We start from the raw sequence: 13,940 nt of genomic DNA, 5'->3' as shown, positions 1-13,940 counted from the left end.
AATAATTAACTAGATAAATTAAACTATCAGCTTAGTAATGATAAACCTTATATCTATGTTATTGTAATAATTTATTAGATTGGTTCTTAGCTCCGCATTGCTTTAATTGCTCCTCATTCAGATTGTTATAGTTGTCAATCAAACACAAATTACGAATTTCGTAAATTTCTAGTTTATCAGTGCGGATAATATCAATTGCTTTTTGCAGAGTTGTACTGTTTTCAGCTTGGGGATTAGGAAAATAATCAACTGCACGCACAAGTAAATCTTTGTTAAAAGGAGTGATAATTCTTCTATCATCACTTTTTTTCTTTTGAATCAAATCAGCTACCATTCCTACTCGCCACTTTCCTGGTGCGAGTTTTTTTGGCGGATAAACTCGCTTAATAACTAACTGTGATGTCATCACTTGATTGGGATTATCAGAGAAGACTTCTGGTGGTGTAATTTCCGCAATTGTGCTTAAAAAACCTTTACGGAAATCTTCTGATAAAGCAAAACCAGCTATCCAACTACTGGTAGTAATTTTTTGGCTACCACCTTGTGGTGTTCTAATGAGTATTCCTAAATCTGTTTTGGGGTTGCTTACTTCTTCAATACTTTGTGGTGGTAGAGTTCCAGACCAGTTAAACATTGAAGTCATAGTTTTACTAATGAATTGACGAATTGCTTCTGGTTGTCTTTCCAAATCATCAATATTAGCTACTGGCTTACCATCTACTAACTGCACAAAGTTAGGAGGTTTCCTGAGACTGAGTTGGCGAATTTTAATGCCTTGTAATATGAATAAAAATAAGACTAATAAATGTAAACTCAAGGTAGCGATCGCAAACGCTACTAAAATACTTCCTGTTCGCTGTCTTTTTTGCAGTAAACGCACCATTGACTCACCTCTTGCTGCTATGTCGTTCGTAGTTTTGCTATCTTTACTAAAATGCAACTACGAACTTAATTACGAATTACGAATTACGAATTACGAATTATTTATATTCTCTCCCTCACCAAAGAAGCCGTATTGCTAATAGCGCTGAAGACTGCAAAACCTCCAGCAGCAGCCACAAGTAAAGATAAAATAGGTGCTAAAATTCCCAAAAAAATCATGAACCACATTAAATCTGGATCAACATTAGCATCTTGACCTGGCCCATTTACAATCACTGCGGAAGTTAAAATAGCAATAATATTGAATGAAATTTTGGCTATTCCGATAGATAAAAACCCGGTAAGCCATGCAAAAATCGGCTTACCAGCTACAGGTAGTAAAGACCCACCTACAGCGATTGGCCCTAATGCTGCTATCAGTAACATAGTAGCTTCTATCAAATTTTGAAAAGCATATTGTGAGGAGATTAAAAAGTTTTTTATACTCGTTTGTACTGTAGAACCTATAAGAGAATTAAAAGATGCTTCTGATATATTTACTGTACTAAACGCAATATTATCTACTTTGGTTTCTAGCCTATCTATCCAATCTTTTCTACCACCGTATAAAATTTCATATCTCCGCCAGAGGTCTTTAAGTTTTTTGCTGGCTTGTTGCAAGCATAGATTTTGTTGTTCGCCTGTAAGTGATTGGCAAGGACGCAGCAGAGAACCAGCAACTTCTTCTGCAACACTCATATTCAGTGCTTGCTGGTAAACTTGTTGTGTATTTGCTGTTACTATTACTTGCTGATTTACACCATTTATCACATTTCTTACTCCTAGCGTCAGATTAGAGAGAATACTTCCATTCCCTGTATTGTTTAACAGTATTACCACTAGGAAAGGCCAGATTAAACCTGATATTGGACGAGCATATTCTTCGTATAGTACATCTTTGAGCCATTGTATCATGAAGAACAGGAGTGTTCCGACTGCAAAAAAAATGCCTAAAGTTGTTATTGCTCCATACAAATTATTACTAGTATTATTTTGTAATAAATCTAGCCATTGTTTATCCCAACCTTCAGCAATACTTCGAGCAGTAGTAGCACCATTGTCGAGAACTTCATCAATACCTACTTGGGCAAAAAATGGTATCAGAGGCTGCATTTTGAATTCAATACTTAATGTTAAAGATTTTTTTATCTCACGCAGAGGCGCAGAGGCACAGAGAATAATGCAAGAGTCTAGTCTAAATTAAAAATACGAAAACTCTATATTTCTCTCTGCGTCTCTGCGTCTCTGCGTGAATAATCTTAATTGTCAATTTTTTCTGCCAAACAAATCTACTTGAGATGTAACTCGCAAAAGTCGCGCTGCCTCTGTGGATGCATTGACTCTGCGATCGCGATTTTCTTCTTCTACCTGCTGAGAAATATTTGCTAAGTTTAAATTGGAGTATTGCAGAGATTGATTAGTTTGTAGCGTTTGAGCAAATGTTTCAGCTACAATCTTTGATTGCTCTTGTTGGATTTTAAGAGTTTGTGCTTGATTAGCGTTTAACAATTCTGCTAAAAATCTAGCACTTGCATCAACAACAGGATTAGGAGGAAGAGGAGGGAGTCCAGAAAGTAAATCACTACCTTCAATTTCATTGCTAAATGCTGCAATGTTTTTCAGAGATGCTTCAGTATTTTTTAACTTTGCTTTTGTCCGAATTTGTCCTTTCTCACCTAAAACACCTGTAACTGCTCCACGGGTAATTAGACGATTTATTTCATTACTAACTAAATTTGAGCGGACTGCTGAATTATTCTCAAAGCGGTCTGATACAGAGTATATAATCATCTGATCACGAACACTTTGTCCAGCCGCGATTGGGTTAGGTATATTCAATTCTCCCGTAGCACCAGTGATAGCACTTCGACTCTGTGGTTCTACAGGCTTTAAGTTTTCGCTCAAATTATTTTGAAGATAGTTTTGCAAATCTGTAGAATATGATTGAAAGTCAGTCCAAACCTGACCTACGCCTAAATTATTATTCACTAAATTATTGCCCAATTGTGCCATCACTGGGAGAATTCCCAAGGATAATAAAGTAAAAGTTAAAATGGTAGTTTTTTGCATATATATCCCTGTAAAATTTAAATAATTTTATGTATTACAGCATTTTCAATTTATTTAAGTTACATTCTGCGTTCTTCTTTGCGTCTTTGCACCTACCCTGTGGGAACGCCTAGAGGCGAATGCGTGAGATAAAAAAATTAACTACTACGTAAAGTAGCTACTAACTGACGCGCAAATGTAGAAATCGCTTCATATTTATCAGTGTGAATTTGCATCATTTTACTACGTGCAGTTTGTTCATTAGGATTATTAGCAACTGCTGCCAATTGCTCATAACCTGGATAGTAGCGGCAGAATGTATAAATTCCGTTATCATCTAGCAGCCATTGACTATAAATACCTTCTTTACGCGGGAAAAAGCTCTCTGAAGCATTACGAGAAATAATTTTGCGGGGGTATTTTAAGATATCTGCAAAACTATCTACTGCAACTGGCTGAATGCGTCCAATTAATCTTGTTGACAGGTTTTGCAAAATTTTAGATGCAGCTTTGGATCTGGCGATGGTATCGGGGTCTTGTGCTGATAAAATGACTCTAATCCCAGCTTTAGCACCGTTAGCACAAATTCTTCCAACTAAGTCAGAAATCTGCTCAAATTCAAATAAAATCGGTGCTTCATCAATAAAGAATATGGAAGCTGGACTACTTAATGCACGCCGCAAAGCGGCTGAATAAGCACTTAAGGATAGTACTGCTGCATCTTCGCTATCTGAGAGGTTCCTGAGAGCAAAAACCAAAAGTTGTGCATCGGTGGGAAAGCTAGATGGTGCAGAAATAGATTGTCCGACGCGGCTAGAAAGCCAAAACCGCAAGCGTAGCTGAATTTGGCTGAGACCATCCTCAACTCTGCCAGTGACAGCATTTAGTTGTAAATGTTCTGGCGAACAAAAATAGAGAAAATCCCTTAATGTTGGAGTTTTCTGCCAAGATGGAGAACCGAATCCTCCTACCATTGCTTGTCGATATCGCTCATTGATACCATCATCAGCAAAGAAGGCTTCTAAGGCTAAGTTTAGAAGCGATCGCACGGTTTGCGATAAGATTTGACTTTCAGTTGATGATCCTAGAACCATTGTCATTAAAGCTGATTCTAAGAAAGAGATATAATCAACCATGCGATCGCGTTGTTGTTCTGGATTAAGCGATCGCAAATCTGGCTGCTCAAACAAGTTATTCGATTGTTTTGAGATATCAAAGTAGGCTCCGTTCCCCTCCATAAACTCTGTATAGTCGGTAAACGTAGATGTACCATCAGGTTTAGGGAAATCTAACGCCACTACAGGAATACCATGCGCCAAAGCCTGAGTTAAAATCCCTGATACCAACACCGATTTACCAGCACGAGTTGTCGCAAATAAAGCTAAATTTTTATGTTGATTAAATAAATCTAAATGTACGGGTGTTCCGCCTTCTTCAGCAATCAACTCAAAGCCTTGCTTATCTCCTGCTTTCGTACTCACTAAAGGCATTAATCCCGGAACTTCACTTGTTAAGTATAGTTGGCGACGGTCAAATGGTTTAGTTAATAAACCTTCCCAAACTATCGGCAAAGTTTGCAGCCAAATTTTCCAAGCATACTCTGTTTCTCTAATTACCCTGGCTGGACGTTGAAAACAGTTTTCAATATATCTTGTTGCCTCATCTAATCTTTCTAAATTTGGACGATGTACCAAAATAGCTATGCTTGTATAAATCGGTACTGCACCTTCATATAATTGCTCTTGTGCTGCTACTGATTTCTTTAACTTTAATTGAGCGTTAACATCAATAGTTTTGCTCTTTTCTTGAGCCATGATTGTAGTCATGTTTGACTGCTTTAACACTCGTTGCAGGGTAGTTTTCACTAATGCAGGATTTGCGGCAGTCAACTCACAAAAAATTTCTGTATCTACTACTGTCTCTCTAGCTAGTAGTTCCCATAAATAACGTAACTGAGAAGATTTATTCGGCCATCCTCCAGGTTTTTCTAAAAATGTTAACGCACCAATATATTTATTTTTGACATTAACCCAACGGCGATCGGCGCAAGGTACGTCAGACTCCATCAATAAAGTTGTGCTGTGAATATTTTCTATAAGTAATTTACTACTAGATAAGTCTGAATTAACTTGTTCGTGCAGCCCATTCTCATCTAAAGTCATTAATTGGGGAATATCTATTGGCTGTGTCTCATTAAATCTTTTCCAGACATCTTCCCAAAGTTCATCGGCAGTCAAAGCCTTGACATCTAATCCCATCTTGTTAGATAAAAGTTGTTCCCAACGGGAAAAACCTTGTTTATAAGCATTATTAACTATGGATTCTAGACGCTGATTTTCTACTTCTAAAAGTTCACCTTTAAATTTTAACCACCATGATTCAGCTTGAACTAGAAGTTTCTCTATCCAATCCTCTGCATTGGCATTGTTGATATCAACAGTATAAGTAACATAAATACGTAGAAATTTAGGCTTACGAATTCCAGAACTTGTTAGCTCTTTGACTCTAGCTCTTTCTGCCATCAATAAATATTTGATATCTCGTGATGGCGAACGTTTGATTAATGATGCCAGTTCTTTTTGACGACTTTGATCTGAACTAAAAGAACCTAAATGCAGTGTCATTCTTTCACCACTAGGGATGTCTTTTAGTCCTGATTCAATATTATTAAAAATTGTCTCGATTTCTTCTGATCTTAAAGTAGTATGAATACCTTTACAATCAAAACCAAAAACAAAGCAAAAGCTATTTTTTTGGGTTCCTTTTGTCAAAAGGTAAGCACCAATATCACGCGCATTTAGTGAGACGCGTAGCATCGTAGCTAAATGTAAAGCGTCTTCAAATGGCGTTAATCTACTTTCGTTTCCTGTGAGGCCGACGCTTTTTTTTCCGATTTTTTGCTTCATGGTTAACTTCTAGCAAGCTTTGATAACGAGCAAAGCCTCTTGTCCAAGCGGGAACACCAACAAATTTGCTTAAAAAGCTCCAACTCCTACCACCAGTTAATATCCACCAAGTCCCCATTCCCCAACCAGCAATTAGTATTGTCCACAACCATTTTTGGAACTCATCTTGGAAAATACCCCCAAAAATTCCATTGACGATAAAGTAGGAAGCTAAACAAATTACAGTCCAAGGAAGAATTTGATCCGCAGGGATAGGCCCTAATGAAGGCTGGCTTCCCAAGACTTGGTTGACTGGACGAAACTCTGGTTCCCGCTCTTGAGACATTGCAAATATCTTTATTTTTCTTGAACTGGATAAAGATGAATTAGTTACTGCTGTCCGCCAATTACAAAACGTGTGAGTACATCAGCAACGGTAACAGCAACAACGACTAATAAGGGAGTTCTGGCAATGCTTTGCCAATCTTCATCTTTACGCACTGCGTTAATTACGCCTACCAGGGAAATTGCAATATAGAGTAAGTAAATTGCCCGCAATATATTAAATATTAAACTTACTGCTGTGTCGCTACCACCACCACCATTTGTTGTTGAACCCTGCGTCAAGGTTTTTTTGAAAAACTTTTCAGCTTCCCCAAAAAACTGTGCGTGTGCGGGTGCTGCAAAATAGTCTAACCAAAATAAACTTAAGATGACGGCTACTGCTAAGATTTGTAACAAGATGAGCGCTCGCCTTGGTAAATTTACTTGCTGCCCAATTCGTTGCACGACGACTGTAATTAAGCTGCCAAAGAGTAAACAAAACAGCAGAATAGGACTTTTTAGGCTAATAACGCTAACAAATACACATATAGCAAGCAAAAAAGGTATAGATTCAACCAGAGTATTGATACAGGCTTGCACTGCCAGTCTTATCTGATGGGTTTTTTTCGTAACATTACCACTTAAAACTTGCAAAAAGTTTCTCTCTTGAGAACTTTGTGGAGACATTTGCTAATTTCCTTATCGTGTACTATAATTGCCTGTTGTCTATAATGTTACACCCATTACAATTTAACATGGTTTAACATTAATTTTTTATTAAATTATAAAGTTGCCATAAAGTATTTTATACATAACTATTAATTAATATTGAGTTTAAGTTAATAAATTGTTAATGCTTATTTAAAAGTAAGTATATTTTGATGAATTGGTTTTGTGAGCACAAGTAAAAACTGCTAGAGTAAGATCATTAGAAGATGACAAGATGACGCGATTGAGTCTAGTGCAGCAAGCAGCGATCGCAGTCATACTTCTTCTTTCCAGAGGATATACTAAATCGCAATTGTAAATACCTCAATAATTCAAAAGAAAGCTTATATAGAGATTCTCATCTGAATGAAGTACACGCGTTGGGTAGTACAGTTAGCTTACCAAACGCGTATCTTGTTCAGACTAAAGTTCTGAGTAGCGACTTAGGCTACTCAGACTTCTCTGTGTAGTTAATAATTTTTTTCTGTATCTTACCCATGTGGGAAGCGCTATATTCTTATGTATTCTATATGTTCATCAACTACTCGATATCTATTGCAACATAAGTTTGAGCCATTTCAAAGTTTTTTTGAACTGAAAAACTTAAAATCCTGACATAATTCAAACTAGAGTTACACTCTTGGTAAGGCAGCAAAGCCTCAAATACAATTGAAACAAAGATTTTAGGATGTTATAACTCAGGAAAGAGTTACTCTCCATATTGTCTTATTGAACCTAGCTTTACTTCCTTGTATTTGCTTGGTATAGAGTAGATATTTGTGAATGTAATCAAAGCGATTTTATTCTCGTAGAAAAATGATAGGCATTCAAATTTACGTTCTACCATTTTTCTACACTAGATTAGATTTCAGACTAGATTACAAACTTAAACACAGTTCCTTTACTAGTAGTAGAAGTACCACCAGCAGAAGTAGTACCGTACAAGGCACCATTCGAGAGCTGAATTAGCGTAGATTCTGGCGTTGACCCATTAGTACCATTAAAACTAAATAACGAGGTAATGGTTGCCCCGCTCCACTGATAAATGGTTCCTTTGTTATTTGCTCCGCCAGTAGAAGCTGTGCCATAAAAGTTACCATTGCTTGCTTTTATGAGTGCAGCCGTTGGGTTTGCCCCATTAGTACCATTGAAACTGGCAACTAAAACGGGTGTACCGCCACCAAGCGGAACCTTGAATATAGCTCCTTTACTGTTGGCTCCACCTAGATAAGTAGTGCCGTAGAGGAATCCACTAGATTCAATTAATCCAGACCGCGGCCTTTGCCCATTAGTGCCATTAAAGCTATATGGAGTAAGTATTCCCGCAGGAGTTAACTTAAACGCCACCCCTTTATTATTTGCTCCACCTGCTGAGGCAGTGCCGTAGTAGTTTCCATCGCTACCCAGTTGCAATCTCGCTAATGGATTTGCTCCATTAGTACCGTTGAAGTTTACCACCGTGTTGAGTGCATTAGTAGTGCGTGAAACCTTAAATATAGTTCCTTTATTACTAGTCCCACCTGTGGAGGCTGTCCCCCACAAATTGCCATCACTACCCTTAATCAATCGACCTGCTGGGTTAGCCCCTGGGTTGATTCCACCAGTACCAGTGAAATTCACAAGAGTTGTCAAGGTTGTATAAGCTGTTGGTTTCAGCTTAAATATAGTGCCGAAGTTACTTGTGCCGCCTGTAAAGGTTGCCCCATATAAATCGCCATTGGGGGTTGAAAATTCGAATAATCTTGCGACTGGATTAGTCCCTTTGTTGATTCCACCAGTGCCAGTGAAGTTAATCAGTGTGGTTAGAGTAGTGAAAGTGGAACCAGTTAACTTGAATGCAGTTCCGTTATTAAGCGAACCACCAGCAGAAGTGGTTCCATAAAGATTCTTATCGCTACCCTGAAGTACACCAGCTCTTGGGGTAGCTCCGTTAGTGCCGTTGAAAGTGACAAGGGTAGTCAATGTTCCAGCAAAAGCTTGTTGGAAGGGTAATATTAATGAAGAAGCCAAAATAGTCAAAGAAGTTACAGTTAATACTCTATTTTTGCTCTGACGTTGTTTGGACAGATTAATCTTGTTCATGAAATACCTCGAAAAAGTTTAGTAAAGACTTAATTGTGGATAGTTCTAACGAATTTTTTCAGGGCTACTGCTACTCACAATTAATTTGTGAAATTAGACACCAAAAATTAGTGCCTTGAGCTAGGCATTAGTGAAAAAATATTCTAAATTTTGGTATAAGCTTATTTGAAAAAGACTCAGAAAGCCTTTTTCTAGCTACACCATGAAACCTCTATTAGCACTGGGTCAATAACGTGAACGGCACAACTGAGTAATTTCGTTTAGTAGCATAAGCCACTGTTTATTTTGATTGATGTTGTGATAAACACAAAAACAGTTAAAATCTGCGATTTTTACGTAAATAACAGCAAATTCAAGCAGGAAATTGGCAATCACACCTGTGCTTGGGCAAAAGCTATGACTGTCATCAAGTCCAAGAAATTTTAAAAGCCTGGGAATACAAAGGAAAAATTATAGATATTATTCTCTCGTAGATATATATACAGGACTTACACACTCAGATCCTCCAACCCCCTTAAAAGGCAGAGCTGGTTCATTCCATCTCAAACAGAATTTGTCAAGATGGTTAGCGAGAAAAATCGTAAGTGAGCGTGACGAATAGATTAACTTTTAAGCACTTAAACAACAGTAAAGTTGTTGATTTTATCGGTACATGGGTAACAAAATAATAAATTTTTCTTTGAAAAAAGAATGTGACAATAGACCATCTGTAGAGACGCGATTCATCGCGTCTTCACCCAAGGATGTGTTGCAATCATTAATTGAATTGGTATAAGTTTTCACGAATAATTACTATAAATCATCACCTGAATAAAGCCCCAGGAATGTATTTACATTCCTGGGGCATAATCTTCATTCCTTGCCAAGATTTTTTTAGTCAACCACAAAAAAGAAATTTAGTAACTGCTAATTTCAGTTAAGCTGAATTCTTTGACAAGGTACTAGACCCGATAAAGTTAAGGCTTCACATAGGTCTGGACAACAGTTCGAGCCGAATTTTTGATGGTACTAGGAAGAGGGGCATATCCGCGGTCTGAGGCTATCTTGTTCGGGTCTGTTGAAGTACCTGAGTTAGAAGCAGGTACTGCTAAAGCCCAATTGATATAGGCTCTAATACCACCTGAAATCTTCGAGTTCCCGTATGTACTATAAAACAACAAATAAGTTGGGGTAACAATGGGATACACAGCGGTACTAGCAGTTTGACCCGATGGATTTGGATCATCCACTTTGATTTTAATACGCCGAGCATCTGTATCTGTGTCAGCCACACCATTAAAAGCACGTCCAATCGAACCTGCTGTGGGAGCAACATATAAACCTGCTTTATTCTGTAATAGTGCTGCTGGTAAACTCTTCGCTAGGCGTGTAGCACTATCCACATAACCAATTGCACCAGCAGTAGCTTTAATCTTGTCAGCTACACCTCCACCACCTGAAGCACTTTGGAAATTGGCTGGCCAAACAACTGTATCAGCTGGTAGCGGATTGGGTATACCACTAGCAGGCTGAGCAATACTTTTTTTACCAACTCCTCTATTCCATCCAGTAGAAGTAGTACCAAATGCCGTACGAAGATGACTGCTTAAAGCAAAAGTGCTACCACTATCGTCACTACGACGTACTACAACGAGGGGTTTATTTACTGCAATTATTGCCCCACCGTTATCATTTCTAATTTTGAGATCATTCCAGTTTGTAATGCTGCCCTTAAGAATAGCAAGGTAGGTAGCTCGTGAAAGCTTAAGTCCACCTGATGGGATAGTTAAACCACTGGCATTGTAAGATAACACGATTCCCGTACCCACCACAGGCACTTGGACGGCTGGGCCAGAGTTGGGGCCGCCAGCAATTGTTACTGCACCTGACAAGGGGTCGTCACTAGCTGCAAAAGAAACTGGGGTGTTGATAGTAGTAGTACCCAATGGTGCAGTTTGACTAGTAAATGCTGTTATACCTGTACCACTACCAACTGAAGCATATCTGAATGTGACAGTCGAATTGACTGGGCCATAAGTTCCGTTTGGAAATGCAGGTATAGATGCGGGGGATGGCTGTGGCGGAACATCATTATTTAAGGATGGAGGATTTCCAACACCAAAAACATTAAACCATGAGCCTTTTGTAGCAGTAGGGTAATTAGTTCCTGAACCTACAAATAGAACATTTACAGAGCTTGCACCTGCACCATTTATGGAGGTTACCCCAGACGTGGGTGGGGTCGTGGATGTCTGAGCTATGGATTTCTGACTAGCAGATTGAGCTACTACTACACCAGTTGCTATGACAAGTATTGAACCTGTCAAATAGCTTAATTGACGATGAAAATAAAAAGCCATGTAAAACTCCTACAAAATTAATTCAGGTTCAACACCTTAAAAATCCAAATCAAGTATCAAACTAGCAATGATAAATAACCTTCACTAAGCACAGTAATCTGGCATCAACAAAGGTTATAAAATCACCGATAATTTTCAAAATTTCTGAAGAATGTAGAGTAATAAACAGCAAAGTTTTTACTATATTAGAGTGCATGATTCACGCTAATACATTCTTTTTTGCTAGTTAATTAAATCTATATTCCTAAAGTTAAGTTGGTGAAGATAAACATTTATTAGCTTTAGCATAAGAGAGTGATGACAACGTATTAGTAAATCATCCCTCAATCACTATTGTTCATCTGTGACTCGTTTCTCAAAGCTATGTTCAGCTTTACCCACTTACTTGTATAAATTGGTAAACTTGCCTGAATTACAAAAATTGCTTACTTTAATCTGACAGGCAGAGGCTTGCCACAGGCTACCGTGAAGGTGCGAACTAAAGAAGAAAGTAATAGTTTTAGAAATTCTTTATGAGGTGCTATGTTTTATAGCAATTAAAGCGTTTTACCAGATAAACAATAAAAGGTTAAAGTAAAAACCTAATGATGCTTTTATTATGGAAAGGTTAAAAATTTTATTTTATATTTTTTGATTTCTAAGGCGTTTAAATAGTTGATTTTTTTAGAAAATTAAACATAGATGTCATATCAAAAATTAAATAATTATTTTCTTCTTATAAAAAAATAACTAGACAATCTATTTGAAATTGAGAGTATATCTAAATATTTTATAGCAATTCTCAGACACATGAAATACACCCCACCCGCGCTGTCGCGCACCCTCCCCTTACTAAGCGGAGGGTTGGGGAGGGGTTATTTTGTACCTCACTGGAGTTGGAAACGCTATATTTTGCTGTCAAATAAAATCCATACTTTGTATATCTTCACTATTAGTTGCGCGTATAGCGATGCTTCACCCCAATAGGAAAATATTCTGGATCACCCATTGGCGCTAGTGTAACTTGTGGCATTTGATATTCTAACGGAACATAGTTAGCAAACTCGCTGTTAAGACGTAGCAGTTGCGAGAGAATTGAAGATGCGATCGCTTGTTGTATATCTTGGCTACTCTCGACTCCTGGTGCTAACTCCACAAATACAGATAAGAATCTGTTCTTATCAGCATCTTCCTTTACCTGCAACACAAATTTACCCGTCACCCATTCTTGGATGACTGGTTGTTCTAATCCGACAGTGACATTTTCTGGATATATATTTGCTCCAAAGTAGGAAACCGTAAAATTAGAGCGTCCAAAGACGTAAACGAAAGGTAATGAGTGAATACCTCTAGCTTGAGCGTTTTGGTTTAACGCTGCGACTGGGTTAAAACCCCATTCTGCTAAAAACTGGAGCATGGCATCATAACCAATTAAGCCACCAGTATCCAAAATGTTGTAGCGGATTAAAGGTATGCCATTGTTGCCAGAAAACAGCAATGCCCCATCCTCAACTTCAAAAAAACGATTTATCGGATCATATTGCAACAGTGTAGGTAAACGAGATTCTCCAAATAAAGCTTTAGCTGCATTTGGATTTTCTGCCAAAAAACGACGAATACATATACTTAACGGTGTTTCATTAGCCAACACACCTGCATCCGCAGTGCCGTAAAGTGACGCAAAGTCGTAGCAAGGATTTTGTGAAGCAACTCTTTCACCAACCAAACTACGCCATTCTTCGCTGAATACTTCTCCCGCCATAACTAACTTAATCTGATATTGCTGCCACTCCACACCACGAGCAATACCAGTATCAATTACATCTTTAAGGAATGGCGGGTATCCCAACAGCACTACTTGCTCAAACGTCGAACCAAGTTCCTGCACAACTCGTAAGATTTCTTCTTTGTTGTTACCTGGAGTAATGACAGTAATCGGATAACCTTTGCTGGCAAGATAGCGACAGCAATTAGTAGTGAACATTCCACCTACCCAAGTGCCTAAAGTGAAACAAATCACAGCTAGGGTGTGTCTGGTGTCAGCATAAAAACTATCGTGGAAAATTTGCTCAAACCGTGTAGCGATTTGCAGTTCATCAGTAAAGAAACGGGGCCAAAATGTTGGTTTACCTGTGGAACCGGAGGAGGCAGCTATCATATCACATTCTTGCAACTGCCCGTGGCGGCACAAATCAGCTAAAGGATAACGCAGTATATAATTTTCTTTAGCGATCGCTGGTAGTTTCTGAAAATCTTCCCAGGTTTGAATAGCAGCCGGATTGATTTCTCTTTCTGCTAAAAAAGCTTTGTAAGCCGGGACATTAGCAGCCACATCATGAAATAAAGCCAAAACAGCCGACTCGCTGGGAGTATTTAAATGTCTTTGTAATACTGTTTGTAGGGGGGTAGACACAAAATCTTCAAAAGCCCTGATTGCTCGCTGCCGTTGTGATTCGCAGTTCATGACATTTGTTACTAACTTTTGGTATTTTAACGGGCATGGGGCATGGGGACAGAGTAGAGAATAATAACTCTTGTACAGACGTGATTAATTGCGTCTCTACTCAGACGCTGCTCAACGCCCCGCTAGCGCTAATAGAACTTTCAATCCCCAATCCCCAATCCCCAATCCCCTATATTGCATATCCGTAAA

Annotated in this window: 9 protein-coding genes; all 9 read right to left on the bottom strand. The window is 38.4% G+C overall.

Annotated features, from left to right (window positions below; all coding sequences use genetic code 11):
- Positions 1–58: 58 nt before the first annotated feature.
- The 9 genes from WKK05_RS31390 to WKK05_RS31350 all read right to left on the bottom strand — a co-directional run bounded on the left by WKK05_RS31390 (position 59) and on the right by WKK05_RS31350 (position 13,751).
- Positions 59–883, bottom strand: coding sequence for a hypothetical protein (locus tag WKK05_RS31390; protein WP_341526913.1), 825 nt, complete (start codon positions 881–883; stop codon positions 59–61).
- Positions 884–984: 101 nt separating this feature from the next.
- On the bottom strand, positions 985–2,034 hold the full coding sequence (locus WKK05_RS31385) for a hypothetical protein (RefSeq protein ID WP_341526912.1): 1,050 nt from the start codon (positions 2,032–2,034) through the stop codon (positions 985–987).
- Positions 2,035–2,187: 153 nt separating this feature from the next.
- Positions 2,188–2,991, bottom strand: a complete 804-nt coding sequence (locus WKK05_RS31380; protein WP_341526911.1) for a hypothetical protein — start codon at positions 2,989–2,991, stop codon at positions 2,188–2,190.
- 137 nt (positions 2,992–3,128) lie between these two features.
- The gene (locus WKK05_RS31375) at positions 3,129–5,876 is read right to left on the bottom strand and encodes a hypothetical protein (RefSeq protein WP_341526910.1); all 2,748 of its coding nucleotides are present in this window, start codon (positions 5,874–5,876) and stop codon (positions 3,129–3,131) included.
- Positions 5,824–6,201, bottom strand: coding sequence for a hypothetical protein (locus WKK05_RS31370; RefSeq protein WP_341526909.1), 378 nt, complete (start codon positions 6,199–6,201; stop codon positions 5,824–5,826). Before WKK05_RS31370 ends, WKK05_RS31375 begins: the two co-directional genes overlap by 53 nt.
- A gap of 44 nt (positions 6,202–6,245) precedes the next feature.
- Complete coding sequence (locus WKK05_RS31365) at positions 6,246–6,866, bottom strand: hypothetical protein (RefSeq protein ID WP_341526908.1); 621 nt, start codon at positions 6,864–6,866, stop codon at positions 6,246–6,248.
- Between the two features lie 894 nt (positions 6,867–7,760).
- Positions 7,761–8,969 carry a choice-of-anchor tandem repeat GloVer-containing protein gene (locus tag WKK05_RS31360; RefSeq protein WP_341526907.1) on the bottom strand — a complete coding sequence of 403 codons (1,209 nt, stop codon included), beginning with the start codon at positions 8,967–8,969 and terminating at the stop codon, positions 7,761–7,763.
- A 956-nt stretch (positions 8,970–9,925) separates the two neighbouring features.
- Positions 9,926–11,308: a substrate-binding domain-containing protein gene (locus WKK05_RS31355; RefSeq protein WP_341526906.1), complete on the bottom strand. Its 1,383-nt coding sequence runs from the start codon at positions 11,306–11,308 to the stop codon at positions 9,926–9,928.
- A 931-nt stretch (positions 11,309–12,239) separates the two neighbouring features.
- A complete protein-coding gene (locus WKK05_RS31350) occupies positions 12,240–13,751 on the bottom strand; it encodes a phenylacetate--CoA ligase family protein (protein ID WP_341526905.1) in 1,512 nt (503 codons plus the stop codon).
- Positions 13,752–13,940: the final 189 nt, after the last annotated feature.

Origin of the sequence: Nostoc sp. UHCC 0302 (genome assembly GCF_038096175.1) — a bacterium.
In the GTDB taxonomy this organism is placed as follows: Bacteria; Cyanobacteriota; Cyanobacteriia; order Cyanobacteriales; family Nostocaceae; genus UHCC-0302.
The sequence above is the reverse complement of the archived record's forward strand: the minus strand, read 5'-3'. Positions and strand labels throughout refer to the sequence as shown.

Coding starts and splice junctions, on each gene's coding strand:
- WKK05_RS31375 (WP_341526910.1), bottom strand. CDS start 5,876: ATGAAGCAAAAAATCGGAAAAAAAAGCGTCGGCCTCACAGGAAACGAA.
- WKK05_RS31370 (WP_341526909.1), bottom strand. CDS start 6,201: ATGTCTCAAGAGCGGGAACCAGAGTTTCGTCCAGTCAACCAAGTCTTG.
- WKK05_RS31350 (WP_341526905.1), bottom strand. CDS start 13,751: ATGAACTGCGAATCACAACGGCAGCGAGCAATCAGGGCTTTTGAAGAT.
- WKK05_RS31380 (WP_341526911.1), bottom strand. CDS start 2,991: ATGCAAAAAACTACCATTTTAACTTTTACTTTATTATCCTTGGGAATT.
- WKK05_RS31355 (WP_341526906.1), bottom strand. CDS start 11,308: ATGGCTTTTTATTTTCATCGTCAATTAAGCTATTTGACAGGTTCAATA.
- WKK05_RS31385 (WP_341526912.1), bottom strand. CDS start 2,034: ATGCAGCCTCTGATACCATTTTTTGCCCAAGTAGGTATTGATGAAGTT.
- WKK05_RS31365 (WP_341526908.1), bottom strand. CDS start 6,866: ATGTCTCCACAAAGTTCTCAAGAGAGAAACTTTTTGCAAGTTTTAAGT.
- WKK05_RS31390 (WP_341526913.1), bottom strand. CDS start 883: ATGGTGCGTTTACTGCAAAAAAGACAGCGAACAGGAAGTATTTTAGTA.
- WKK05_RS31360 (WP_341526907.1), bottom strand. CDS start 8,969: ATGAACAAGATTAATCTGTCCAAACAACGTCAGAGCAAAAATAGAGTA.